This is a genomic window from Sphaerotilus montanus, assembly GCF_013410775.1.
In the GTDB taxonomy this organism is placed as follows: Bacteria; Pseudomonadota; Gammaproteobacteria; order Burkholderiales; family Burkholderiaceae_C; genus Sphaerotilus; species Sphaerotilus montanus.
Window position 1 is genome coordinate 658,842 of record NZ_JACCFH010000001.1, and the last position, 24,777, is coordinate 683,618.

General features: G+C 69.8%; 23 protein-coding genes. 14 read left to right on the forward strand and 9 right to left on the reverse strand.

Going from position 1 to position 24,777, the window contains the following annotated elements:
* Window positions 1–28: 28 nt before the first annotated feature.
* Both BDD16_RS02825 and BDD16_RS02830 read right to left on the reverse strand, forming a co-directional pair.
* The gene (locus BDD16_RS02825) at window positions 29–2,488 is read right to left on the reverse strand and encodes a Lon protease family protein (RefSeq protein ID WP_179632542.1); all 2,460 of its coding nucleotides are present in this window, start codon (window positions 2,486–2,488) and stop codon (window positions 29–31) included.
* A gap of 61 nt (window positions 2,489–2,549) precedes the next feature.
* Window positions 2,550–3,149, reverse strand: coding sequence for a DUF938 domain-containing protein (locus BDD16_RS02830; protein WP_179632543.1), 600 nt, complete (start codon window positions 3,147–3,149; stop codon window positions 2,550–2,552).
* Between the two features lie 150 nt (window positions 3,150–3,299).
* Here BDD16_RS02830 and panB point away from each other — a divergent pair, with 150 nt between their 5' ends.
* The 7 genes from panB to BDD16_RS02860 all read left to right on the forward strand — a co-directional run bounded on the left by panB (window position 3,300) and on the right by BDD16_RS02860 (window position 9,631).
* Entirely contained in the window at window positions 3,300–4,154 is an 855-nt protein-coding gene (gene panB, locus BDD16_RS02835; RefSeq protein WP_179632544.1) for a 3-methyl-2-oxobutanoate hydroxymethyltransferase, read from the forward strand.
* 18 nt (window positions 4,155–4,172) lie between these two features.
* Window positions 4,173–5,021 (forward strand): pantoate--beta-alanine ligase, encoded by an 849-nt coding sequence (gene panC / locus BDD16_RS02840; RefSeq protein ID WP_179632545.1) that lies wholly within the window; start codon window positions 4,173–4,175, stop codon window positions 5,019–5,021.
* A gap of 134 nt (window positions 5,022–5,155) precedes the next feature.
* A complete protein-coding gene (locus BDD16_RS23165) occupies window positions 5,156–5,284 on the forward strand; it encodes a hypothetical protein (RefSeq protein WP_257645022.1) in 129 nt (42 codons plus the stop codon).
* A 111-nt stretch (window positions 5,285–5,395) separates the two neighbouring features.
* Window positions 5,396–7,054, forward strand: a complete 1,659-nt coding sequence (locus tag BDD16_RS02845; protein ID WP_179632546.1) for a CTP synthase — start codon at window positions 5,396–5,398, stop codon at window positions 7,052–7,054.
* Window positions 7,055–7,912: a 3-deoxy-8-phosphooctulonate synthase gene (gene kdsA / locus BDD16_RS02850; protein WP_179632547.1), complete on the forward strand. Its 858-nt coding sequence runs from the start codon at window positions 7,055–7,057 to the stop codon at window positions 7,910–7,912. It abuts the gene before it with no gap.
* A gap of 120 nt (window positions 7,913–8,032) precedes the next feature.
* Complete coding sequence (gene eno, locus BDD16_RS02855; RefSeq protein ID WP_179632548.1) at window positions 8,033–9,316, forward strand: phosphopyruvate hydratase; 1,284 nt, start codon at window positions 8,033–8,035, stop codon at window positions 9,314–9,316.
* Window positions 9,317–9,337: 21 nt separating this feature from the next.
* Entirely contained in the window at window positions 9,338–9,631 is a 294-nt protein-coding gene (locus BDD16_RS02860) for a septum formation initiator family protein (RefSeq protein WP_179632549.1), read from the forward strand.
* Window positions 9,632–9,665: 34 nt separating this feature from the next.
* On the opposite strand, the gene glcF is transcribed toward BDD16_RS02860, so the two are convergent.
* The 4 genes from glcF to BDD16_RS02880 form a co-directional block, all read right to left on the reverse strand.
* Window positions 9,666–10,904, reverse strand: a complete 1,239-nt coding sequence (glcF, locus tag BDD16_RS02865) for a glycolate oxidase subunit GlcF (protein WP_179632550.1) — start codon at window positions 10,902–10,904, stop codon at window positions 9,666–9,668.
* On the reverse strand, window positions 10,894–11,982 hold the full coding sequence (glcE, locus tag BDD16_RS02870) for a glycolate oxidase subunit GlcE (RefSeq protein ID WP_179632551.1): 1,089 nt from the start codon (window positions 11,980–11,982) through the stop codon (window positions 10,894–10,896). The genes glcF and glcE overlap by 11 nt, the downstream gene beginning before the upstream one ends.
* Window positions 11,982–13,457 carry an FAD-linked oxidase C-terminal domain-containing protein gene (locus tag BDD16_RS02875; protein WP_218897982.1) on the reverse strand — a complete coding sequence of 492 codons (1,476 nt, stop codon included), beginning with the start codon at window positions 13,455–13,457 and terminating at the stop codon, window positions 11,982–11,984. Before BDD16_RS02875 ends, glcE begins: the two co-directional genes overlap by 1 nt.
* A 125-nt stretch (window positions 13,458–13,582) precedes the next feature.
* On the reverse strand, window positions 13,583–14,482 hold the full coding sequence (locus BDD16_RS02880; RefSeq protein WP_179632553.1) for a LysR substrate-binding domain-containing protein: 900 nt from the start codon (window positions 14,480–14,482) through the stop codon (window positions 13,583–13,585).
* A 74-nt stretch (window positions 14,483–14,556) separates the two neighbouring features.
* Here BDD16_RS02880 and pnuC point away from each other — a divergent pair, with 74 nt between their 5' ends.
* The 3 genes from pnuC (at window position 14,557) to BDD16_RS02895 (ending at window position 17,175) form a co-directional block, all read left to right on the forward strand.
* Window positions 14,557–15,183 carry a nicotinamide riboside transporter PnuC gene (gene pnuC / locus BDD16_RS02885; protein ID WP_179632554.1) on the forward strand — a complete coding sequence of 209 codons (627 nt, stop codon included), beginning with the start codon at window positions 14,557–14,559 and terminating at the stop codon, window positions 15,181–15,183.
* The gene (locus BDD16_RS02890; RefSeq protein WP_179632555.1) at window positions 15,183–15,821 is read left to right on the forward strand and encodes an AAA family ATPase; all 639 of its coding nucleotides are present in this window, start codon (window positions 15,183–15,185) and stop codon (window positions 15,819–15,821) included. Before pnuC ends, BDD16_RS02890 begins: the two co-directional genes overlap by 1 nt.
* 61 nt (window positions 15,822–15,882) lie before the next feature.
* Window positions 15,883–17,175: an acyltransferase family protein gene (locus BDD16_RS02895; RefSeq protein ID WP_179632556.1), complete on the forward strand. Its 1,293-nt coding sequence runs from the start codon at window positions 15,883–15,885 to the stop codon at window positions 17,173–17,175.
* Here BDD16_RS02895 and BDD16_RS02900 read toward each other — a convergent pair.
* On the reverse strand, window positions 17,114–17,926 hold the full coding sequence (locus BDD16_RS02900; RefSeq protein ID WP_179632557.1) for a ferritin-like domain-containing protein: 813 nt from the start codon (window positions 17,924–17,926) through the stop codon (window positions 17,114–17,116). The genes BDD16_RS02895 and BDD16_RS02900 overlap by 62 nt on opposite strands.
* 37 nt (window positions 17,927–17,963) lie before the next feature.
* On the opposite strand from BDD16_RS02900, the gene BDD16_RS02905 reads away from it, so the two are divergent.
* The 3 genes from BDD16_RS02905 (at window position 17,964) to BDD16_RS02915 (ending at window position 20,260) form a co-directional block, all read left to right on the forward strand.
* Complete coding sequence (locus BDD16_RS02905; protein WP_179632558.1) at window positions 17,964–18,491, forward strand: gamma carbonic anhydrase family protein; 528 nt, start codon at window positions 17,964–17,966, stop codon at window positions 18,489–18,491.
* Window positions 18,488–19,465 carry an Hsp33 family molecular chaperone HslO gene (hslO, locus tag BDD16_RS02910; RefSeq protein ID WP_179632559.1) on the forward strand — a complete coding sequence of 326 codons (978 nt, stop codon included), beginning with the start codon at window positions 18,488–18,490 and terminating at the stop codon, window positions 19,463–19,465. The genes BDD16_RS02905 and hslO overlap by 4 nt, the downstream gene beginning before the upstream one ends.
* Window positions 19,466–19,780: 315 nt before the next feature.
* Complete coding sequence (locus BDD16_RS02915; protein ID WP_179632560.1) at window positions 19,781–20,260, forward strand: DUF1097 domain-containing protein; 480 nt, start codon at window positions 19,781–19,783, stop codon at window positions 20,258–20,260.
* A gap of 1 nt (window position 20,261) precedes the next feature.
* Here BDD16_RS02915 and BDD16_RS02920 read toward each other — a convergent pair whose 3' ends face one another.
* The gene (locus tag BDD16_RS02920; protein ID WP_179635967.1) at window positions 20,262–21,203 is read right to left on the reverse strand and encodes an alpha/beta hydrolase; all 942 of its coding nucleotides are present in this window, start codon (window positions 21,201–21,203) and stop codon (window positions 20,262–20,264) included.
* Window positions 21,204–21,385: 182 nt separating this feature from the next.
* Here BDD16_RS02920 and BDD16_RS02925 point away from each other — a divergent pair, with 182 nt between their 5' ends.
* The gene (locus BDD16_RS02925; protein ID WP_179632561.1) at window positions 21,386–22,231 is read left to right on the forward strand and encodes a basic amino acid ABC transporter substrate-binding protein; all 846 of its coding nucleotides are present in this window, start codon (window positions 21,386–21,388) and stop codon (window positions 22,229–22,231) included.
* On the opposite strand, the gene BDD16_RS02930 is transcribed toward BDD16_RS02925, so the two are convergent.
* Window positions 22,224–24,746, reverse strand: a complete 2,523-nt coding sequence (locus tag BDD16_RS02930; protein ID WP_179632562.1) for a putative bifunctional diguanylate cyclase/phosphodiesterase — start codon at window positions 24,744–24,746, stop codon at window positions 22,224–22,226. The two genes, BDD16_RS02925 and BDD16_RS02930, sit on opposite strands and share 8 nt — an antisense overlap.
* Between the last annotated feature and the right edge of the window lie 31 nt (window positions 24,747–24,777).

The window sequence follows — 24,777 nt, forward strand, 5'->3', positions numbered from 1 at the left end:
GCGCTGGCCGGGCGTTGCGTCTGCTCAATCACCGGTCCGGCCAGCCGCTCCGGCGTGCCGGCCAGAGCGGACGCCCCCGGCGCGCCGGCCGCGGCCCACCCACCCCCACGCGCTCGCAGGCGCGGCGGTAGTCCTGCAGCGTGCGCTGCGCGCGGCCCAGCACCGTTTCCGGCAGATAGCCCTGCGGCCCGAGCGTGCCGAAGTCGCGCCCGGCCAGCAGGGCCATGCCGTCGCTGGCGTGGTCGGCGGTGAAGATCTGGAAGCGGCCGGCCACCACCGCCTCCACCACGCGGGGACTCAGCATCAGGTTGCGGCGGTTGCGGCGCGGGATCAGCACGCCCTGCCCGCCATCCAGCCCCAGCCGCTCGCAGCTGCGGAAGTAGCCCTCGATCTTCTCGTTGATGCCGCCGACCGGCAGCACCTCGCCATGCTGGTTGAGCGCGCCGGTCACCGCGATGCCCTGGCGCAGCGGCAGGCCGGACAGCGCGGACAGCAGGGCGTAGAACTCGGCGCACGAGGCCGAGTCGCCTTCGACACCGCTGTACTCCTGCTCGAACACCACCGCGGCATCGAGTGCCAGCGGCGCGAGGTGCGAGAACAGCGCCGACAGGTAGCTCTGCAGGATCAGCACGCCCTTGTCGTGGATGGGGCCGGACATCTCGACCTCGCGCTCGATGTCGAGCAGCCCTTCCTCGCCCGCATGGGTCGACGCCGTCACCCGGACCGGGAAACCGAACTGGTAGTCGCCAAGGTCCACCACCGTCAGGCCGTTGACCTGCCCGACCCGCTCGCCGCACACGTCCAGCAGGCGTTCGCCGTCGGTGATCGATTCCTGCAGGCGCTGCTCGGGGTAGTCGTGCCGGTAGAGGCGCGCGGCGATCGCCGCTTGCACATCCTGCGCCTCGACCAGCGTGGCACCCCGGGCACGGGCCGCGCCGGCGCTCTCCATCACCAGGGCCTCGCAGCGGGCGAAGCGGGCGCTCTGGCGGGTCTGGTCCTCGGCCTCGCGGTGGGTTTCCTCGATCAGGCGGGCCACGGCCGGGGCCGTGCAATGCGGCAGGCCCAGCCGGCGGCAGGCGTGGGCCACGAAGACGGCGGTGGCCCGGTGGGTCTCGGCCGTGGCCGTGAAGCTCTCGGCGAAGTCGACCTTGCAGCGAAAGCGCCGGGCCAGTTCGGGGTCGCCCTCCTGCACGAGGTAGTACTCCTCGACCGAGGCGATCAGCACGATCTTGAGCACCACGTCGACCGGCTCGGGCTGCAGCGATGCCGCGCTGACGGGCGCGTAGAGCATGCCCGGCTCCTCCATCTGCAGCCGGCCGCTGCGCAGGAAACGCCGCAGCTTCTCGCGCACCACCTCGTCGGCCAGCAGATCGCGCAGGTGCAGCAGCAGGAAACCGCCATGGGCCTTGAGCACGCTGCCCGCGCGGATGCGCGAGAAGTCGCTCACCAGCACGCCCTCTTCCGACCCGTACTCGATGCCGCCGAACAGGGCGCGGAACGAAGGGTCGTCGCCGATCACCACCGGCGCGCCGGTCTGGCCATGGTGGTCCACCACCACGTTGACCCGCAGGCGCGCCAGCACGTCCAGCAGCGCCGCCGCACGCACCTCGTCCTGCTCGTCGCCGGGCAGGAACAGCGCGAGGTTCTCCAGCACGTCGTGCTGCACCTGCTCCAGATGGCCGCCGAGCTTGAGCGCGTCCTGGACCTGCCCGCCCATCCGGTCGCGGACCGCCTGCAGGCCCTGTTCCAGCATGGGCCGGATGCGCTGACGCCGCAGGGCCAGCAGCGCCTCGTTCATCGCCAGTTCGCGGGCCCGCGAGTCCTCCAGGAAATGGCTGATCGCGGTCCGCAGCTCGCTTTCCGCGGCATCCATGCCCGCCCGCTGCGCGCGGCTCAGCGCCATGGCCTTGCTGGCCGTCAGCGGCTCGCCGTGGTCGTCGCGCTGGGTGAACACCATGCGGCCCTGCTCCCGGATCAGTCCGAAGTTGCGGGCCTCGGCCAAGGCGCTCAGGGTGGCGAAGGCCTGCTCTTCCTCGGACTGGTGGTCCGCCTCGATGCGCTCGCAGTCGGCCTTGACGTCCGGGGCCAGCAGCCGTTTCGGGATCTCGGCCTGCAGCGTCCGGGCCAGATCTGCCATCCCCTGGCGCAGCAGGCGGCCCCCGCCGGCCGGCAGGTGCAGCGCGACGGGATGCTCCGGCGCCTCGAAGTGGTGGAGGTAGCAGAGGTCCGGGGGCACCGGCCGGCTGGCGGCTTCCCGGGCCATCATCTCGCCCAGCAGCGAGGCGCGCCCGCTGCCGACTTCGCCGAGCACGAACAGGTGGTAGTCCGGCTGCGCCATCTGCAGTCCGAACCGCGCAGCCTGCTCGGCCCGCGCCTGCCCGATCCAGGGCAGCGTTTCCTGCAGCAGCTCGGCCGTCTCGGCAAACCCCAGCGCCGCGGGATCGACGCTCAGGCGCAGGTCGGCCGGTAACACCCTGGCAATGGACATGGACGACGCCCTCGGCAGTTCCTCCCGTCCATTGTGACGCCGGTGGCGCCGGAGGTGCGGCTCAGACCACGCGCCGCCAGGTCACGCAGCGGTTGTTCGAGGGCATCGCGCGGTCCTCGACCAGCGCCAGCCCCGCCGCACGGGCCAGCGCATCGACCAGTTCGAATTCGCGCACCCCACGCTGCGGGTCCGCCGCGCGCAGCGAGGTGTCGAACGCGGCGTTGCTGGCGCTGGTGTGCAGGCCCATGTACTTGAACGGACCGTAGGCGATCACCAGCCCGCCCGGAGTCAGTACCGAGACCACGCGCTCGAAGAAGGTCTGCACCTCCGTCCAGCCCATGATGTGCAGCGTGTTGGCGGTGTAGACGGCGTCGTAGGAGGACGTCGGCCAGTCACCAGCGACATCCAGACAGATCGGGGCGGGGGTGTTCGGCAGTGCCGCGTCGGCCAGCCACAGGCAGATGCCGGGCAGGTTGGCGCGCACGTCGGAGGTCTGCCAGCGCAGGTGCTTGAGCGTTGCAGCAAAATGCACCGCATGCTGCCCGGTACCGCTGCCCACCTCTAGCACCGTGCGTCGATCGGCCAGCAAGGCGCGCAGCACCGCAAGGATGGGTTCGCGGTTGCGGTCGCAGGCAGGTGCAAAGGGCTTGTCGACGGTCATGGTGAGAACATCGGGCAGTAGATGGACAGTGGATGCCGTTCGGCACGGTCTGAAAGTATCACTGCTGCAGTGCAGCAACGCTGACTAGAATGCCTCAGACCTCTGCAAAACGGGGGTCCGTACCTGAAAAAAATTCGCCTGGAGACCATGATGAGTTCTCACGCACAGCCCACCTCGAACCCGAACAGCCGCAAACCCGCCACGCTGCACTCCCTGCGCGCCATGCACGCACGAGGGGAAAAAGTCACCATGCTGACCGCTTACGACGCCACATTCGCGCGTCTGGCGGACGAAGCAGGCCTCGATACGCTGCTGGTCGGCGACTCGCTGGGCATGTTGCTGCAGGGCTACAATAGTACCATTCCCGTTTCACTAGATGAAATGGTCTACCACACCCGCTGTGTGGCGCGGGGTCTGCAGGGCGGCTCCGCCTGGCTGGTGTCCGACCTGCCCTTCGGCAGCTACCAGCAGAGTCCGGCGCAGGCCATGGCCTCGGCGGCGGCGCTGATGCAGGCCGGCGCGCAGATGGTCAAGCTCGAAGGCGGTGGCTGGACGGCCGAGATGGTGCGCTTCCTGGTCGACCGCGGTGTGCCGGTGTGCGCCCACCTGGGTCTGACGCCGCAGAGCGTGCACGCGCTGGGCGGCTACCGGGTGCAGGGCCGCGATGCCGACAGCGCGGCCGTGCTGCGCCGCCACGCCAGGGAGCTGGCGGACGCCGGTGCGGCGATGATGGTGCTGGAGCTGATGCCCTCGTCGGTCGCGGCGGACGTGCAGGCCGACAACCCCGGCCTGGTCACCATCGGCATCGGCGCCGGCCCGGACACCGCGGGGCAGGTGCTGGTGCTGCACGACATGCTCGGCGTCACCCGCGGCAAGCTGCCCCGGTTTGTCCGCAACTTCATGGCCGAAGGCGGCAGCATCGAGGACGCGCTGCGCCGCTACGTCGCCGCCGTGAAGGACGGCAGCTTCCCCGACCCGGTCGCCCACGCCTACGCCGCCAGCTGAACCACGGAATCCTTGCCCATGCGTGTTCTCCACACCCTCGCCGAGCTGCGCGCTGCGCTGGCCGACACCCCCCGTCCGGCCTTCGTGCCGACGATGGGCAACCTCCACGACGGCCACCTGAGCCTGATACGGCAGGCGCGCACGCTGGTCGGGCCCGGCGTGCCGGTCGTCGCCAGCATCTTCGTCAACCGGCTGCAGTTCGGCCCGAACGAGGACTTCGACCGCTACCCGCGCACGCTGGCGCGCGACTGCGAACTGCTTGAAGGCGCTGGCTGCGACCTCGTGTTCGCGCCCGACGAACACGAGCTGTACCCCGCGCCGCAGACGTTCAAGGTGGTGCCGGATGCCGCGCTGGCAGACCTGCTCGAAGGCCATTTCCGGCCCGGCTTCTTCACGGGCGTGTGCACCGTGGTGATGAAGCTGCTGCAGTGCGTGCAGCCTTCGGTTGCCGTGTTCGGCCGCAAGGACTACCAGCAGCTGATGGTGATCCGGCGCATGGTCGCGCAGTTCGCGATGCCGGTGCGCATCGTCGCGGGCGACACGGCGCGGGCGGACGACGGCCTGGCGCTGTCCTCGCGCAACGGCTACCTGAGCGCGGCCGAGCGTGCCGAGGCGGTGCAGCTCTCGCTGGCGCTGCAGGCGATGCAGGCGGCGATCCGCGCCGGCGAGCGGGACGTGACCGCGATCGAAGCGCGGGCGATGGCGACGATGGCCGCGCGCGACTGGAAGCCGGACTACATGACGCTGCGCCGCCGCGCTGACCTGCTGGCGCCGACCGAGGCGGATCTGGTGGCCGGTACGCCGCTGGTGGCGCTGGCGGCGGCGAAGCTGGGGGCGACGCGGTTGATCGACAACCTGGAGGTCTGATCTCTCCATGCGCGCCGACACCTCCGCCTTCGCCAGCGCCACCAGCGGCATGGCCGAGCAGTACGCGCTGGCCAGCTTCAACGTGCTGGCGCCGGACCTGTTGTGGCGCGAGGCGCCGCGAGTCGAACTCGACCATGGCGGCGGTACCACGCGGGAACGGTGCCCATGTCACGCCGACCTTCATGGTCGACGGGCTGGTCGTGGCGGACATGGGGAGCGGGGAGACGGTCGAGGCGTGGCTGGGGCGGCTCGAACTGGCGTGAGGCGGTCTGGCGGTGTCCGCCTATAATCTCTTTTTACCACCACGGCCCTCCTGAAAGTTGCTCGCCCGGCGCCCATCCGCCCGCAGCATCGGCAAGGGAGGGCCGCTCCACATGACCAAGTTCGTCTTCGTCACCGGCGGTGTCGTGTCCTCTCTGGGCAAAGGCATCGCCGCGGCTTCCCTGGCTGCCATTCTTGAATCCCGTGGCCTCAAGGTCACGCTGATCAAGCTGGATCCCTATCTGAACGTCGATCCGGGGACGATGTCGCCGTTCCAGCACGGCGAGGTGTTCGTCACCGACGACGGCGCCGAGACCGACCTGGACCTGGGCCACTACGAGCGCTTCATCACGACGCGCATGCGCAAGTCCAACAACTTCACCAGCGGCCAGATCTACACCTCGGTGCTGGAGAAGGAACGCCGCGGCGACTACCTCGGCAAGACCGTGCAGGTCATCCCGCACGTCACCAACGAGATCCAGGACTATGTGCGCCGCGGCGCCGGTGTCGGCACGCCCGACGCGGTGGACGTGGCGATCGTGGAAATCGGCGGCACGGTGGGTGACATCGAGTCGCTGCCGTTCCTCGAAGCCGTGCGCCAGATGGCCCTGAAGCTCGGCCCGACGAACTCCGCGTTTGTCCACCTGACCTACGTGCCGTGGATCGCCGCCGCGGGCGAGCTGAAGACCAAGCCGACCCAGCACACGGTGCAGAAGATGCGCGAGATCGGCATCCAGCCCGACGCGCTGCTCTGCCGCGCCGACCGCCCGATCCCGGACGAGGAGCGCGAGAAGATTTCGCTGTTCACCAACGTCGCGTTGCATGGCGTGATCTCGGTGTGGGACGCGGACACGATCTACAAGGTGCCACGCATGCTCCACGAGCAGGGCCTGGACGAGATGATCTGCATGAAGTTCCAGCTGCTGACCAAGCCGGCCAACCTCGGCCGCTGGGACCGGCTGGTCAAGGAAGTCGCCAACCCGAAGGGCGAGGTCACGATCGCGATGGCCGGCAAGTACACCGAGCTGTCGGACTCGTACAAGTCGCTCAACGAGGCGCTGCGCCACGCCGGCATGCACCACCACGTCAAGGTCAACATCGAGTATGTCGACTCCGAGACGCTGACGCCCGCAGCCGCCGACCAGCTGGCGAAGTACGACGCGATCCTCGTGCCCGGCGGCTTCGGCAAGCGCGGCATCGAGGGCAAGATCGTCGCCGCACAGTACGCCCGCGAGCACGGCATCCCTTACCTGGGCATCTGCCTGGGCATGCAGGTCGCCACCATCGAGTACGCCCGCCACATGGCCGGCCTGACCGATGCCAACTCCACCGAGTTCGAGCCGGACACCAAGCACCCGGTCATCGCCCTGATCGACGAGTGGCAGGACGCCGACGGCTCGATCCAGCGGCGCGACGCCAATTCCGACCTCGGCGGCACGATGCGCCTGGGCGCGCAAAGCTCGGACGTCAAGCCCGGCACCATCGCGCACGGCATCTACGGCGACGTCGTCACCGAGCGCCACCGCCACCGCTACGAGGCCAACGAGAAGTACCTGCAGCGCCTGCAGGACGCCGGCCTCGTGATCTCCGCGATCACCCAGCGCGAGAAGCTGACCGAGATGGTCGAGCTGCCGCAGGCGGTGCACCCGTGGTACGTGGGCGTGCAGTTCCACCCCGAGTTCAAGTCGACGCCCTGGGACGGCCACCCGCTGTTCATTGGCTACATCGACGCAGCCCTCCAACACAAGGCTGCCAACAAGGCAGGTCAGTAAATGCAGCTCTGCGGCTTCGACGTCGGCCTGAATCGGCCGTTTTTCCTGATCGCCGGTACCTGCTCGATCGAGGGGCTGGAGATGTCGCTGGACGTGGCGGGGCAGCTCAAGGAAGCCTGCACCGCGCTGGGCATCCCGCTGATCTACAAGGGCTCCTTCGACAAGGCCAACCGCTCGTCCGGCTCCAGCCAGCGCGGCGTGGGCATGGACGCGGGCCTGAAGATCCTCGACGAAGTGCGCCGCCAGACGGGTCTGCCCGTGCTGACCGACGTGCATGACGCCGCGCAGATCGCCGAAGTCGCCAGCGTGGTGGACGTGCTGCAGACGCCGGCCTTCCTGTGCCGCCAGACCGATTTCATCCGCGCCGTCGCCCAGTCGGGCAAGCCGGTGAACATCAAGAAGGGCCAGTTCCTCGCGCCCTGGGACATGAAGAACGTCATCGACAAGGCCCGCGCCGCCGCGAAGGAAGCGGGCTTGTCGGAAGACCTGTTCCTGGCCTGCGAGCGCGGGGTGAGCTTCGGCTACAACAACCTCGTGGCCGACATGACCAGCCTGGCCGAGATGCGCAACACCGGCGCGCCGGTGGTGTTCGACGTGACCCACTCGGTGCAGAAGCCGGGCGGGCTGGGCAGCGTCAGCGGTGGCGCCCGCGAGATGGTGCCGGTGCTGGCACGGGCGGGCGTGGGCGCGGGCGTGGCGGGGCTGTTCATGGAAACGCACCCGAACCCGGCCAAGGCCTGGAGCGACGGCCCGAATGCGGTGCCGCTGCGCCACATGCGCGCGCTGCTGGAGCAGCTGGTGGCCCTTGACCGGGTGGTCAAGTCGCAACCTTTGCTCGAAAACGATTTTTCTTGCTGAGCCCTGCTTCAGGCTGGGGATTTAGGATCACGGGTTGCGTCGGATTGTTCAGCGCGGGTAACGGCCGGAAGGCACCATCCGCACACCACCGACCCAGGACTTTGAAACAGGAGTGAAGACATGAGCGCCATCGTAGACATCGTCGGCCGAGAGATTCTCGACAGCCGCGGCAACCCCACCGTCGAATGCGACGTGCTGCTGGAAAGCGGCGTCATGGGCCGTGCGGCCGTGCCGAGCGGCGCGTCCACCGGTTCGCGCGAAGCCATCGAGCTGCGCGACGGCGACAAGAGCCGCTACCTGGGCAAGGGCGTGCTGAACGCCGTCCAGAACATCAACACCGAGATCTCGGAAGCCGTGCTGGGCCTGGATGCCGCGGAACAAGCCTTCCTCGACAAGACCCTGATCGACCTCGACGGCACCGACAACAAGTCGCGCCTGGGTGCGAACGCGATGCTGGCCGTGTCGATGGCCGTCGCGCGCGCCGCGGCGGAAGAGTCCGGCCTGCCCCTGTACCGCTATTTCGGCGGCATGGGCGGCGTGCAGCTGCCGGTGCCGATGATGAACGTCATCAACGGCGGCGCCCACGCCAACAACAACCTCGACCTGCAAGAGCTGATGATCATCCCGGTCGGTGCCCCCACCTTCCGTGAAGCCGTCCGCTGGGGCGCCGAGGTGTTCCACGCGCTGAAGAAGATCATCCACGACAAGGGCATGAGCACCGCCGTGGGCGACGAAGGCGGTTTCGCCCCGAGCGTGCCGAACCACGAAGCCGCGATCCAGATGATCCTGGACGCCATCGAGAAGGCCGGCTACCGCGCGGGCGACCAGATCGCGCTCGGTCTGGACTGCGCCGCCAGCGAGTTCTACAAGGACGGCCAGTACCACCTCGAAGGCGAAGGCCTGGTGCTGACGGCCGAAGCCTGGACCGACATCCTGGCCACCTGGTGCGACAAGTACCCGATCATCTCGATCGAGGACGGCATGGCCGAAGGCGACTGGGCGGGCTGGAAGGTGCTGACCGACCGCCTGGGCAAGAACGTGCAGATCGTCGGTGACGACCTGTTCGTGACCAACACCAAGATCCTGAAGGAAGGCATCGACAAGGGCATCGCCAACTCGATCCTGATCAAGATCAACCAGATCGGCACCCTGTCGGAAACCTTCGCTGCCATCGAGATGGCCAAGCGCGCAGGCTACACGGCGGTCATCTCGCACCGCTCGGGCGAGACCGAAGACTCGACGATCGCGGACATCGCCGTCGGCCTGAACGCCGGCCAGATCAAGACCGGTTCGATGAGCCGCTCGGACCGCATCGCCAAGTACAACCAGCTGCTGCGCATCGAAGAGGACCTGGGCGAGATCGCCGTCTACCCGGGCCGCGCCGCGTTCTACAACCTGCGCTGATCCGCAGGCGACCAGTCGATGATGAGCCACGGCCGCGTCATCACCGTGCTGCTGCTGGCCCTGCTCGGGCTGGTGCACGCCGAACTCTGGTTCGGCAACAGCGGCACGCCGCGCGTGCGGGAGCTGTCGGCGCAGGTCGCCGATCAGCAGGCCCGCAATGCCGCGGCGCGCGTGCACAATGACCAGTTGCAGGCCGAGCTGAAGGACCTCAAGGAAGGTCTGGAAATCATCGAGGAAAGTGCCCGCTTCGAGCTGGGCATGGTCAAGCCGGACGAGATCCTCGTGCAGTACCCGCAAGCCACGCGGGCCAACTGACTGGCAGGCCGCCCGGCCGCAGCCCGCGCGGCGCTCACCCTTCCCCGAGCGCCGCGTCCACCACCTCCACCCAGTGCCGCACCGGCGTCGCGCAACCTGCCTGCAGGTGCGTGATGCAGCCGATGTTGGCCGAGACGATCGTGTCCGGCTTCAGTGCGCTCAGGTGCGCCAGCTTGCGTTCGCGCAGTTGCTGCGACAGCGCCGGCTGCAGCACCGAGTACGTGCCCGCCGAGCCGCAGCACAGGTGGCTGTCCTCCGGCAAGGACACCGTGAACCCCAGGTCGCGCAGGCCCGCTTCCAGCCCGCCCTTGAGCTGCTGACCGTGCTGCAGCGTGCACGGCGGGTGCAGTGCCAGCTGGCCGGCCTGCGCCGCGGCGGCCAGCTTCGGTTTCAGGACCGGCACCAGCATCGGCAGCAGCTCGCTCAGGTCGCGGGTCAGCGCGCTGATGCGGGCAGCCTTGTCGGCGTAGGCGGGATCGCCCGCGAGGTGGTGGCCGTATTCCTTCACCGTGACGCCGCAGCCGGAGGCGTTCATCACGATCGCTTCTACCGCCCCGCCCTCGACCAGCGGCCACCATGCGTCGATGTTGCGCCGCATGTCCGCCAGCCCGCCGTCCTGGTCGCCCAGGTGCGCCCGGATCGCGCCGCAGCAGCCCGCACCGGACGGCGTCACCACCTCGATGCCCGCCGCGTCGAGCACGCGCGCGGTCGCCGCGTTGATGTTCGGGCTCATCGCTGGCTGCACACAACCCGCCAGCATCAGCATCCGCCGGGCGTGGGACCGCGTCGGCGTGCCGCGCGGGTCCGCCGCCACCCGCTCGGGCACCTTCGCCTTCAGCACCGCCGGCAACAGCGGGCGCACCACCTGTCCCATCGCCATCGCGGGCGCGAACAGCGGGGAGGTCAGCCCCTCCTTGAGCAGCCAGCGGGTGGCGCGCTCCAGCGGCGGGCGCTCGACCCGCTCGTCCACCAGCCGCCGCCCGATGTCCACCAGCTCGCCATACGGCACGCCCGACGGACAGGTCGATTCACAGTTGCGGCAGGTCAGGCAGCGGTCCAGGTGCAACTGCGTCTCGCGCGTCGCGGGCTCGCCTTCGAGGAAGGCCTTCATCAGGTAGATCCGGCCGCGCGGCCCGTCCAGCTCGTCGCCGAGCAGCTGGTAGGTCGGGCAGGTCGCGGTGCAGAAGCCGCAGTGCACGCACTTGCGCAGGATCGCCTGCGCGGCCTCGCCATCGGCAGTGCCGGCGAATTCGGGGGAGAGTTCAGTGTGCATGGTGGAACAGCCCGTGGGGATCGAAGGACGCGCAGACCTGCTGGTTCAACCGCGCCAGCACCGGCGACAGCGGCGCGGTGCGCGGCTCGCCGGGTGCGGCACCAACGTGGCACTCGGCGTGGCCACCCGCCTGCACCGCCGCGGCGCGCACGGCGTCCACCGGCTCGTCGCTCAGCAGCCAGCGCTGGCCGCCATGCCACTCGATCAGCCCCTCGCCACGCAGCCGCAGCATCGGCGCATGCGGCGCCACGGACAGGCGCCACAGCCGGTGCCCCGCCGGCAGGCCCTGCGCGGCGAACGCCCACAGCGCATGCGTGCGGTCGCGCAGGCGGTCCCACAGCGGGCCGGCCACGGCGTCGTCCAGCCACTCGCCGCCCAGGCTGTGGCGCGCGGCGTCCACCGCCGCCTGCGCGCCGCTCAGGCGCAGCAGCAGCACCCCTTCATGCCACATGCTCGCGTTCAGCGGCAACGGCTGGCGTGACCATGTGGTGAGCTTCGCGAGTGCCTCGGGCGCACTCAGCGCAAAACGCAGCGTCGCCGTCGCGATCGGCCGCGGCAGCACCTTCAGCGACACGTCGCACAGCACGCCCAGCGTCCCCCACGAGCCCGCCAGCAGCCGCGACACGTCGTAGCCGGCGACGTTCTTCATCACCTGCCCGCCGAAGCTGAGCAGCTCGCCGCGTCCGTTGAGCATCGTCGCGCCCAGCACGAAGTCGCGCACGCTGCCCACCGAGGCCCGCGACGGACCGGCCAGGCCGGAGGCGACCATGCCGCCGACCGTGCCGCGTCCGCCCAGCCGCGGCGGCTCGAAGGCGAGGAACTGGCCCTGTTCTGCCAGCACCGCCTCCAGTTCGGCCAGCGGTGTGCCGGCGCGCACGGTCACGACCAGCTCGGTCGGCTCGTAGGCGCTGATGCCGGCCAGCGGCGTCACGTCCAGCACCTGGGCGTCGGCGCGGGCTGGCGCGGGGCGCCACGCAGCCTTGCTGCCGTGGCCGCGGAGGTCGAGTGGCGTGCGGGTGGCGGCAGCGTCAAGGATCTGCGCGCGCAGGGATTGCAGGGCGTCGTCGTCCATGTCCATCAGAAGCGCTCCAGTTCGGGGAACGGCAGCAGGCCGCGGCTGACGTGCATCTTTCCGTACTCGGCGCAGCGGTGCAGCGTCGGGATCACCTTGCCGGGGTTGAGCAGGCCGGCGGGGTCGAAGGCGGCCTTCAGCGCCAGCATCTGCGCCCGCTCCTCGGGAGAGAACTGCACACACATCGAGTTCAGCTTCTCCACACCGACGCCGTGCTCGCCGGTGACCGTGCCGCCCAGGCGCACGCTGGTCTCAAGGATGTCGGCACCGAACAGCTCGCAGCGGCGGAGCTGGTCGGGATCGTTGGCATCGAACAGGATGAGCGGGTGCAGGTTGCCGTCGCCGGCGTGGAAGACGTTGCTGCAGCCGAGGCCGTATTTCTGCTCCATCGCCTCGATGGCGCGCAGGATCTCGGCCAGGCGCTTGCGCGGGATGGTCGAGTCCATGCACATGTAGTCGGGGCTGATGCGGCCGGAGGCCGGGAAGGCGTTCTTGCGGCCGGACCAGAACTTCAGCCGCTGCGCCTCGTCCCGGCTGACTTCGAGCCGGCTCGCGCCGCAGCGGCGCAGCACCTCGGTCATTCGGCCGATTTCCTCCTCGACCTCTTCCGGCGTGCCGTCGCTCTCGCAGAGCAGGATCGCTGCGGCGTCCAGGTCATAGCCCGCGTGGACATAGTCCTCCACCGCCGCCGTCATGCGCTTGTCCATCATCTCCAGCCCGGCGGGGATGATGCCGGCGGCGATCACCGCGGCCACCGCGTCGCCCGCGGCTTCCACCGTGTCGAAGCTGGCCATGATGCAGCGGGCGAGCTTGGGCTTGGGCACCAGCTTGACCGTGACCTCGGTCGTCACCGCCAGCATCCCCTCGCTGCCGACGACCACGCTCAGCAGGTCCAGCCCCGGCGCGTCGAAGGCCTCGCCGCCGAAGGTCACCGCGTCCCCCTCGGCGGTGTAGCCCTTCACGGCGAGCACGTTGTGCAGCGTCAGGCCGTATTTCAGGCAATGCACGCCGCCCGAGTTCTCCGCCACGTTACCGCCGATGGTGCAGGCGATCTGGCTCGACGGGTCCGGCGCGTAGTAGAGGCCAAACTTCGCCGCCGCCTCGCTGATCGCCAGGTTGCGCACGCCGCATTGCACGACCGCGAGGCCCGCTTCGGCATCCAGGCGCAGGATCTTGTTGAACTTGGCCAGCGACAGCGTGACGCCCTCGCGGTGCGGCATCGCGCCGCCGGACAGGCCGGTGCCAGCGCCTCGGGCGACGACCGGCACGCCCATCGCGTGGCAGATGCGCAGGATGTCGGCGACCTGCGCGTCGGTCTCGGGCAGCGCCACCAGCAGCGGGCGCTCGCGGTAGGCGGTCAGGCCGTCGCACTCGTAGGGCGTGACGTCGGCGCGGCGCGACAGCAGCGCATGCGCCGGCAGCACCGCACGCAGGCGCGCCAGCACGGCGGCCTGGCGGGCGTCGCGGGCGGCCTCGTCCAGGCGGGGTTCGGGGGTCGTGATCGACACGGTTTGTCTCCTCACCCAGGGCGGGTGCAGTGCCGTGGATCCTGCCGGGCCGCGGACCCACCGACGTGAGAGTTGTTGCCCGCCGGCGTGAAGGATTTTCAGGCGATCGGGCCGAGCGCCTGCCGCAGCCAGTCCGCGAACGCCGCGCACTCCCAGCGCTCCATCGCCCCCGGCCGCCAGCACAGGTGGTGGTGCTGCGGCGACGCCACCGCCCGCGGCGACAGGCGCACCAGCCGCCCGCTGTCCAGCCACGCCGCGCCCAGCCGCCGCCGCAGCAGCGTCACGCCGAAGCCGCAGGCCGCCGCGTCCAGCATCAGCCCGACGTCGTTGAACTGCGCCCCCTCGCGTGGCTCCGGCAGGTTCAGCCCGCAGGCGCGGAACCAGGTGCTCCACGGCTCCAGCGGGCTGCGGATCAGGCGCACCCGGGTGATGTCGCCGGCCGTGTCGAAGCCGCCGAGCGGGCCGACCTCGTGCAGATACTGGGGACTGCAGGCCGGGAAGACCTCGTCGCTCAGCAGGCGCACCTGCTCGACATCCGCGTAGGGGCCGGGGCCGTAGCGGATCTCCAGGTCAGCCTCTTCGGACGTGACGTTGGTGAAGGGAATCACCACCTGCAGCACCAGTTCGATCTCCGGCCACGCCTGGCGGAACAAGGCCAGCCGCGGCAGCAGGATCTCGCGCGAGAAGGTCGGCGTCACGGCCACGCGCAAGGGCGTGCTGCGCCGCTCGGCCGCCGCGCCGGGCACCTGCTGCAGCGCCAGCAGGCCTTCGCGCACCCGGGCCAGATAGGCCGCGCCTTCCGGCGTCAGGCTGAAGTCACTGCGGGCGAAGAGTTTCACGCCGAGCTGGGTCTCCAGCTGGCGCAGGCGGTGGCTGACGGCGCTGGGCGTGACGCTGAGTTCATCGGCCGCACGCGTGACGCTGCGCAGCCGGGCCAGCGACTCGAAGGCGGCGAGACAGTGGATCGGCGGGATCCGGCGGATGGCATCGGGATGCATGGCGTGCCATGATCGTCGATTTGTCACACGCTGACACCCCCGGCCTGCCCGGACTGCCGCGAAAGAACCCGCCGATGGACGCCATCACCACCGCCCTGCAACCGATCCTCATCCCAGCGTTCACGCTGTGGGAGGCCCCCTTCACCTGGCTGGAGCTGATCGCCTTCGTGCTCTCCATCGCGATGGTCTTCGCCAACATGCGCGTGATGCCCGTCGCCTGGCCGCTGGCGATCGTGGCCTCGGTGCTCTATTTCGGGCTGTTCTGGAGCGGCAAGCTCTACGGCGATGCCTCGCTGCAGATCTTCTTCGCCGTCGTCGGCGGGTGGGGCTGGTGGCAATGGCTGCGTGGCCGCGACGACGGCGCCCCGCTGGTGGTGCGCCACCTGAGCGCGGCGCAGCGGCTGCCCGTGGTGGCCGCGGGCTTCGTGCTGTGGCCGGCGATCGGCTGGTTCCTGGACACCAACACCGACACCGACGTGCCCTACTGGGACGCCTTCCCAACCGCCTTCAGCCTCGTCGGCCAGTGGCTGCTGGGCCGCAAGTACGTCGAGAACTGGCCGATGTGGATCGTGGTCAACGTCGTCAGCGTCGCGCTGTTCGCCTACAAGGGCTACTACCTGACCGTGCTGCTGTACGCGATCTTCATCGTGCTGTCGGTGGTGGGCTGGAAGGCCTGGCGGACGCAGGTGAGCCACCCCTGATGGCGGCGCGGATCATCGCGCTGGTCGGCGCCGAAAGCACGGGCAAGTCCACCCTGGCCCGGCAACTGGCCGATGCGCTGCGCGTCGACGGGCTGGTCGTGGCGGAGATCGACGAGACCCTGCGCACCTTCTGCGACGCGCGTGGCCGCACGCCCCGACAGGACGAGCAGGCCGCCATCGCCGCCGAGCAGACCCGCCGCATCGCCGCCGCCCGCGACGCCCGGCTGCTGCCGGTCGATGTGGTGGTGGCCGACACGACGGCGATCATGACCGCGGTCTACAGCGAACTCGTGTTCGGCGACCCCACGCTCTACCCGCAGGCGCTGGCCGACCACCGCCAGGCCGACCTCACGCTGCTGATGGCGCTCGACCTGCCCTGGATCGCCGACGGCCTGCAGCGCGACGGGCCGCAGGTGCAGCAACCAGTCGACACGCTGCTGCGCGGGGCACTGCTGGGGGCGGGCATCGGCTTCTCGGTGGTCAGCGGCCGGGGTCCGCAGCGCCTGACCAGCGCCCGCGCGGCGTGGGCCGCTGCGCAGCGGCAGGCGTCTGCACGGTCCGGCGCGCCCGGCGGCTGGCGGCACCACTGCGGTCGCTGCGGCGACCCGTTCTGCGAACAGCATCTTTTTTCACGCTGACCCGGCAGGCGTTCAGGGTCGCCTGAAACAGCCCGCAAGGGCCCATGGCAGCATCGCCGCCGTGACTGCACGCCCTCCTCCACCCGCGATCTCGCCGGGCCCCCTCGCCCACCTCCCCTCGCTCGACGGGTTGCGCGGCATCGCCGTCCTGCTGGTGCTGCTGCACAACTTCGACGTGCTCGATCTGGGGGGCGCCCGTGCGCTCGGCCCGGTGCTGGTCAAGGAGTTCTTCTACATCGGCTGGATCGGCGTGCAGCTGTTCTTCGTGCTCAGCGGCTACCTGATCACGCGTGGCCTGCTGCAGACCCAGGGCCAGCCCGACTACTTCGAGCGTTTTTTCCTCAAGCGGGTGCTGCGGATCTTTCCGCTGTACTACCTGGCGCTGCTGGTGTTCCTGGTGCTGCTGCCGGCCACGGGCTGGGTGGAACAGCGGTCGATGCAGTACAGCCCCCTGTGGCTGTGGGCCTACCTGTCGAACTGGACCACGCCGTTCGAGCCCACGGGCGGCCCGCTGCCGCACTTCTGGTCGCTGGCGGTGGAGGAGCAGTTCTACCTCGTCTGGCCGCTGCTGCTGTGGAAGCTGCGGCTGCGCCACGTCTGGTGGCTGTGCCTGGGACTGACGGCGCTGAGCCCGCTGCTGCGCCTGCTGCTCGTCTGGCAAGGGTTTCCGGACGAGGCGCTCTACGAGTTCACCTTCAGCCGCATGGACGCGCTGACCGCCGGCGCCGCGCTGGCCGCGTGGGACCACGGCCGCGCGCTGCAGGGCGCCACCCGCTGGCGGGCCGGGCACCTGCAGTTGCTCGGCCTGCTGCTGCTCGTGGCGGCGGCGGTGGCCTCGCACGGCTTCCGGCGTGTCGGCGCCCTGCCGCAGGTGCTGGGCTACAGCCTGCTGGCACTGAGCTTCGCCGCGCTCACCGGCTGGGCCGTGCTGACCGACCAGGCGCGCAGCCGCGGCGCCAGCGTCAGCCGCTGGAGCGCCGTGCTGCGCTGGCCGGTGCTGCGGCGCTTCGGGCAGTACAGCTACGCGATCTACGTCTTCCACAAGCCGCTGCAGGACCTCGTCGGCGAGCCGCTGCTGGTGCGCTGGACCGGCCACGCGCACACGGCGGATCTCGGTGTTGCGCTGGGCTATTTCGCGGGCGCCACCACGGTCACCTTCGGCGTGGCCTGGCTGTCCTGGCACCTGTTCGAGCGCCATTTCCTGGCCATGAAAGACCGGCTGTCGGCCCCCCCGGCCCGGCCGACCCACCACGGCCTCCGCGGCACGGTGACGGCCGCGCAGCGCCGCGACTTCAGGGAGCCGAAGGCAGCGGTGCGGGCTGCCCTTCTAGGTAGGCGAGCTCCTCCTCGCTGAAACCGGCCTGCAGCCGCGCCGCGCGGTTGAAGGGCGGACGCAGCCGCGGCGCCTCGTACTGCGCCACCAGCACGCGGTAGTGCGCCACCGGATCGAGCCCCGCCCGTTCGCAGGCCCAGCGGTACCAGTGGTTGCCGATCGCCACATGCCCGACCTCGTCGCGCAGGATGACGTCGAGGATCTCCACCGCGCGCAGGTCGCCCGCCCGGCGCAGCTTGGCCTGGATCAGCGGCGTGGCGTCCAGCCCGCGCGCCTCCAGCGTGCGCGGCACCAGCGCCATGCGGGCCACGAAGTCCCCGCTGGTCTTGCGCGTCATGGTCCACAGGCCGTCGTGGGCCTCGAAGTCGCCGTAGACGTGGCCGAGCGTGGCCAGGTGTTCGGCCACCAGCAGGTGGTGGGTGGATTCCTCGGCGGCGACCCGCAGCCAGTCGAGGTAGTAGGCCGCCGGCAGGCCCGGAAAGCGCCAGACGGCGTCGAGCGCCAGGTTGATCGCGTTGAATTCGATGTGCGCGATCGCGTGCATCAGCGCAGCCCGCCCCTCCAGCGTGAACGGCGAGCGCGGCGGCACCCCGTCCGCCCGCACCAGCACCGGCCGCACGGGACGGCCGGGCAGATCGGCGGGCTCGGCCAGCACGGCGTCGGGGTCGAGCGGCAGGGTCTCCGCCTGCGCCCGGAGTGCCTGCACGGCGTATGCTTTGCGCACCGGATCGGCGATGCACAAGGCCCCAAGGGCCAGTTGTCGTAAGTCCATCCCTACAATTTTCCCCCGGTTTCAGCAAGGAGTGGCGATGGCCATCTATCAGCTCGGCGAACATGCGCCGCAGATCCACCCGACGGCATTCGTCGCCGACAACGCACAGGTCATCGGCCGCGTCCACATGGCCGAGGACACGAGCGTCTGGTTCGGCGTGGTCGTGCGCGGCGACACCGACGACATCCGCATCGGCCGCGGCAGCAACGTGCAGGACAACACCGTGCTGCACACGGACGACGGCATCGAGCTGGTCATCGGCGAGCACGTCACCATCGGCCACCAGTGCATGCTGCACGGCTGCACCATCGGCGACCACACGCTGATCGGCATCGGCGCCATCGTGCTCAACGGCGCGAAGATCGGCCGCCACAGCATCGTCGGCGCAGGGGCCCTCGTCACCGAAGGCAAGGAGTTCCCGGACTACTCGATGATCCTCGGCAGCCCCGCCAAGGTGGTGAAGACCCTCACGCCCGAACAGGCGGCGCAGTTCGCCCAGGGCGCCGCCCACTACGTGGCCAACGCCCGGCGCTACCAGCGCGACCTGCAGCAGGTGACCCGATGAGCAGCAGCGATCTCCAGAACGGCGAACTCCACAAGTTCATCTTCGAGGGCCTGCCGGTGCGCGGCGTGCTGGTGCGGCTGACCGGCGCGTGGACCGACATCCTGGCGCGGCGGGCGCAATCCGGTGGCTATCCGGCGCCGGTGCGGCAACTGCTGGGCGAGATGACCGCCGCCGCTGCGCTGATGCAGGCCGGCATCAAGTTCAACGGCTCGCTGATCCTGCAGATGCAGGGCGACGGGCCGGTGGCGCTGGCCGTGGCCGAGGCGCAGCCCGACCTCTCGCTGCGCGCCACCGCCCAGATCACAGGCGAGATCCCGGAAAACGCCCGGCTCGAAGCGCTGCTGAACCTGGACGGCCGCGGCCGCTGCGCCATCACGCTCGACCCGAAGGACCGCCAGCCCGGCCAGCAGGCCTACCAGGGCGTCGTACCGCTGCACGGCGACCGCGGCGAGCCGCTGCAGAACCTCTCCGAGGTGCTGGAGCACTACATGCTGCAGTCCGAGCAGCTCGACACCCGGCTGGTGCTGGCCGCCGACGACCACGTCGCCGCCGGTCTGCTGATCCAGCGCCTGCCGATCGAGGGCGAAGGCAACCTCGGCGGCCGCAGCAACGAGGACGAGATCGGACTGAACGAAGCCTTCAACCGCATCGCCCACTTCGCCGCCACGCTGACCCAGGAAGAGCTGCTGACGCTGGACACGCCCACCATCCTGCACCGCCTGTTCTGGGAAGAGGAGCTGCGCCTGTTCGAGCCGATGACCCCGCGCTTCGCCTGCACCTGCTCGCGCGAGCGGGTCGGGCGGATGCTGGTCAGCCTGGGCCGCGAGGAAGTCGAGAGCGTGCTGGCCGAGCAGGGGCAGGTGGAGGTGACCTGCGAGTTCTGCGGCCAGCGCCAGACCTTCGATCCGGTCGATGCGGCAGAGCTGTTCCTGTCGGCCGCCGCGCACGCGCCAGGGTCTTCGACAGTGCAGTAAACAGTGACTTTTGTCACACCACACTCCATCGGCGGACCCTGAACAAGACAGTCTGTGCCGCCTGGATGGGGTTCGCCCTTGCTGCCAACGGCAACGTCTCGCCGTGGAGCAAGGGACTACCCATCACTGGAATCTGGCAGAGTGGCCTGACCAGTATTCGCTTGCAGCCTGATGCGCTGCAGCAGACTTTTCCCGCATCTCCATACCAGTGACACCCAAGGGTACCGCCGCGGGTACGGGCTTTGCCTTGCATCTCCTTGCAGGGAAGCCGGGGGCTTCTCATGCACCACCCACATGAGACTGAGGAGACATGCAATGACACTGTTGATCGCACTGACGATCTCGATCGGCCTGCTGGCCGTCGCCGCCACCTGGCTGTTCCTGGGGCCGCTGGCCGCCATGAACATGCAGATCTGGCAGGCGTTCATCGCCTGGGCCTGCTTCTTCAACAACGGCGGCAAGTCGGCGGGCCTGAAAACCACCGTCATCTGCATGAGCTTCGGCGCAGCGGTCGGCATGGCCTCGGTGCTGCTGATCGGGCAGCTCGGCGGCCTGGGTGCGCTGGCGGCGCCGGTGGCCGTGGGCATCGGCGCGGCGGTGATCGTGCTGGCGGCGCATGTGCCGCTGCTGTCGGCGATTCCGGCCAGCGTCTACGGTTTCGCGTCGATCGCCGGCCTGATCCTGCTCAAGGGCACGCCCGCCGCCGAGGCGATCGTGCCGACCATCCTGTCCATCGTCGTCGGCGCGCTGTTCGGCTGGCTGTCGGAGCAGGTGGCCGGCAAGCTGACCAAGTAAGTCAGGCGTTCAGGGCACGGCGCAGGACCCCGGCACAGAGGTCCACCGCCGTGTTCGCCTCGTCGAGCACCCGGCCCATGGTGATGAAGCCGTGGATCTGGCGCTCGAAGCAGAGGTACTGCACCCGGTTGCCGGCCGCGCTCAGGCGGTCGGCGTACTGGCGGCCCTCGTCGCGCAGCGGGTCGAACCCGGCGGTGAGGACCAGCGCCGGCGGCAGGTCCTGCAGGTCCTCGCGCAGCAGCGGCGAGGCGCGCCAGTCGCTCCACTGCCCCGGATCCGGCATGTAGTGGCCGCGGTAGTAGGCGATCGAATCGGCGGTCAGCATGTAGCCCTGGGCGCAGCTGGTGTGCGAGGGCGCCACGGCGCGCATGTCGGTCGCCGGGTAGACCAGCAGCTGGAAGGCGATCGGCAGGTCACCCGCATCGCGCGCCGCCAGCGCCACCACCGCCGCCAGATTGCCGCCCGCGCTGTCGCCGCCGATGGCCAGCCGGGTCACGTCGAGCGCGAGTTCACCCGCGTGCGCATGCACCCAGCGGGTGGCGGCCAGCGTGTCGTCGACCGCGGCCGGAAACCGGTGCTCCGGACCCAGGCGGTAATCGACCGACACCACCGCGCAGCCCGCCCCGTTGGCCAGCTGGCGGCACAGCGTGTCGTGCGTGTCGCGGTCGCCGATGGTCCAGCCCCCGCCGTGGTAGTACACCAGCACCGGCAGCACCGCCTCGGGCGCCACGCCGGCCGGGCGAATCAGGCACAGCGGAATGTCGCCCTGCGGCCCGCTGGCCACCAGTTCCTGCACCAGCGACACCGCGGGTGGATCGGGCTGGGTGAAGAAGCGGCGCTCGCGGAAGAAGCGGCGCGCCTCCTCGGGCGTCAGCAGGTGGGTGGGTGGCACGCCGCGCGCGGCGACGAGGTCCATCAGGGCACGGGCTTGGGGATCGAGCAACATCGTCACCTCGGCGACAGGGTGGAACAGACAGCGGTACTGCGACGGATCAAGTCGCGCAGCAACCCGGGCAAACCGCCGGAATCCGGGTACAAAGGCCCCTTAAACTGGTCAGTCTGCGCCTGCTGAAGGCATTCCCTGATTCTCCGACTTCTCCGACCTCCCCGTTCACGAGGATTCCCATGACGCATTCCCTGACCACCCGACGCTTCCTGAAAACCTCCAGCCTGCTGATCGCCGGTCTGGTGCTGGCCGCCTGCGGCAAGCAGGAAGCGGCCGCGCCGGCCGCCTCGGCCGCCGCGCCTTCCGCTCCCCCGCCGGCCGCTGCCGCCAAGGTCTACGTCGTCGGCACCGACGCGGCCTACGCGCCCTTCGAATCGCAGAACGAGAAGGGCGAGATCGTCGGCTTCGACATCGACGTCGTCTCGGCCGTGGCGAAGAAGGCCGGCATCGAGGTCAAGTTCGTCAACACCCCGTGGGAAGGCATCTTCAACAACCTCGCCCAGGGCGACCGCGACCTGCTGGTCTCGGCGATCACGATCACCGACGAGCGCAAGCAGACGATGGACTTCTCGGCGCCCTACTTCGACGCGCAGCAGCTCATCGCGGTCAAGGCCGATTCGAAGATCGCCAAGTTCGATGACCTGAAGAAGCTCAAGGTCGGCGTGCAGACCGGCACCACCGGCGACGAGGTCGTCAGCAAGCTGATCGGCAAGACCAGCACCGCGGTCAAGCGCTTCGAATCGACGCCGCTGGCGCTGAAGGAACTCGAATCCGGTGGTGTGGACGCGGTCGTCGCCGACAACGGGGTCGTGATCCACTACGTGGCCAACAACACCGGCGCGCAGTTCAAGACCGTGGCCGACGCCTCGTTCACGCCCGAGCAGTACGGCCTGGCCGTCAAGAAGGGCAATGCCGAGCTGCTGGAGAAGATCAACAAGGGCCTGGCCGACATCAAGGCCGACGGCACCTACGACAAGATCTACACCCAGTACTTCGGCGCTGCACCGGCTGCCGCGGTCAAGTAAGCAGCGGCACGCCCCAGACCTGCCGCCAGACCTCGAACTCGGCGGCAGGCATCGGGCGGGCGAACAGGAAGCCCTGCCCCTGGTCACAGCCGAGGGCCTCCAGCAAGCCGCGCTGGTCTTCGGTCTCCACCCCCTCGGCGACCACCTTCAGCCCCAGGCCGTGGGCCAGCGCGATGATGGTCCCGGCGATGCTCAGGTCCCGGCCGTCACGCTCGATGCTGTTGACGAAGCTGCGGTCGATCTTGAGCACGTCCACCGGCAGGTGCCGGAGGTAGGACAGGCTCGAATAGCCGGTGCCGAAGTCATCGATCGCCAGCGTCACGCCAGCCCGGCGCAGTTCGCCGAGCAGCGCACCCGGCTCGCCACCGGCCTCCATCAGGGTCGACTCGGTGATCTCCAGCTCCAGCACGTTGGGAGGCAGGCCATGCTCCGCGCGCAGGCGGCGCAGCAGCGGCGGCAGACCCGGATGGCTGAAATGCCGCGCGCCCAGGTTGACCGCCACCGGCAACCAGCCCAGTCCCTGCGCGTGCCAGCGGGCGATCTGTGCGGCCACCGCGTGCAGCATCCACTCGCCGATCACCACGATCAGGTCGCTCTGCTCGGCCGCCGGGATGAAGCGGACCGGCTGGATCCAGCCCTGGTCCGGGTGTTTCCAGCGCACCAGCGCCTCGGCGCCGATCAGCGCGCGGGTCTGCAGGTCGAGCTTGGGCTGGTACCAGGCCCGAAGCTCGCCGGCGGCCACGCCACGCCGCAGGGCCGACACCAGGATCAGCCGCTCCAGCGAAGCCTGGTTCATCTGTGGATCGTAGAAGCGCCAGGTGTTGCGGCCGTCGTCCTTGGCGCCGTTGAGAGCACTCTCGGCGTTGCGCAGCAACACGTCGCTGGCCTGGCCGTCCCCCGGAAACAGGCTGATGCCGGCCGACACGGTCACCGTCAGTTCATGGCCCTGGATCGACAGCGGTGCCGACAGCGCGGCCAGCAGGTCACGCACCCGCGCCACGCAGTGGTCCCGCCCGGTGCGCTCCAGCAGCACGACGAACTCGTCCCCCCCCAGGCGCCCGACGAACAGGCCCTGGTGGATCAGCGGCCGCAGACGGGCCGCCGTCTCGATCAGCACGGCGTCGCCGGCCGCATGGCCCATCGAGTCGTTGATGGACTTGAATCCGTCCAGCCCGAGCACCAGTACAGCCACCAGGATGTTGGGCGCCAGGGGGGACGGCCGGGCCGAGATGGCCTGCTGCAGCCGTGCGCCGATGGCCTGCCGGTTGGGCAGGTCGGTCAGCGCGTCGTGGCTGCTGAGGTAGTCGGTGCGCTCCTCGGCCTGGCGCAACCGCGACAGATCCGCGCCGATGCCGACGTAGTGGGTGATGTCGCCATCGGCATCGCGCAGTGCCGTGACGGTCTGCAGCAGCGGATAGACGCGGCCATCCTTGGCGCGGTTCCAGAACTCGCCCTGGAAGCTGTCCTCCTCGCGCAGGGCCCTCCACATGCGGACATAGAACGCGGGGGTCAGGCGGCCGGCGTCCAGCATGCCCGGGTTGCGGCCCATCACCTCGTGGGCCTCGTAGCCGCTGGTGCGCGTGTAGGCGGCGTTGATGGCGACGATGCGGTTCTGGGCATCGGTGACGACGATGGACTCGCTCGCCGAGTCGAAGATGCGGGCGGACAGGCGCATGTGCTCTTCCTCCCGCTTGCGCTCGCTGATGTCGCGCACGATGCCGTTGATCTCGACCGTGCGCCCGTGGTCGTTGCGGACCATCTCGGCGTTGAGCTGCAGCCAGCGCTCGGGTGGACCGACGTTCAGCCGGACCTCGATGTCCAGTGCACCGCTGGCCAGCGCAGACCGCCAGTGGCGGCGCAGACGGGCCTGGTCGCGCGGGGCGAACAGGGCCACCGCGCTCTCGAAATCCAGCGCCGAGCCCGGCGCGATGCCGAACATCTCGCAGGCCTTCTCGCAGGGCAGCATGCAGTCCATCGCCGCGTCCGCCCACCAGCTGCCCAGGCCGGCCGCCCGCTGCGCGCTGCGCAGGCGCGCCTCGCTGCGGCTCAGCAGCTCGGCCGCCGTGCGGCGCTCGAACCAGCGCGCCAGCTCCCGCGCCAGTGCCAGCAGCAGCCCTGGATCGGGGAGCGCATCGCAGGCCAGCCCGGACCCGGGATCGATGCAGGCCAGATCGATGCAGCCGAGGTCCGTGCCGTCCAGCATGATCCGCTGCGACAGGCGCCAGCCGGTGGAGGGCGCCTCGTCTCCCGCACGGCAGCCACCCAGTGTCACGCCGACCAGCACGGTGTCCGGATGCGCGTAGGCCATCGGCAGACAGACCACCACGACCTGCGCCGCCTGGGCCCAGCTCAGCGAGAAGTCCCCCAGCGAGGCACTCACCTCGAACAGGCAGCGGGTCTCGCGCAGCCGTGCGTCCAGCTGGCGGGAGCGTTCTTCCAGCGCAGCAGCCAGGGCATCCCGGTCGGCCGCGCGGTCCTGCGCGCCGGTGGAACGGGTGAAAGTACCTGCTGGCATCGGCGCTGATTCTCCTGGTGTCGATCAATCC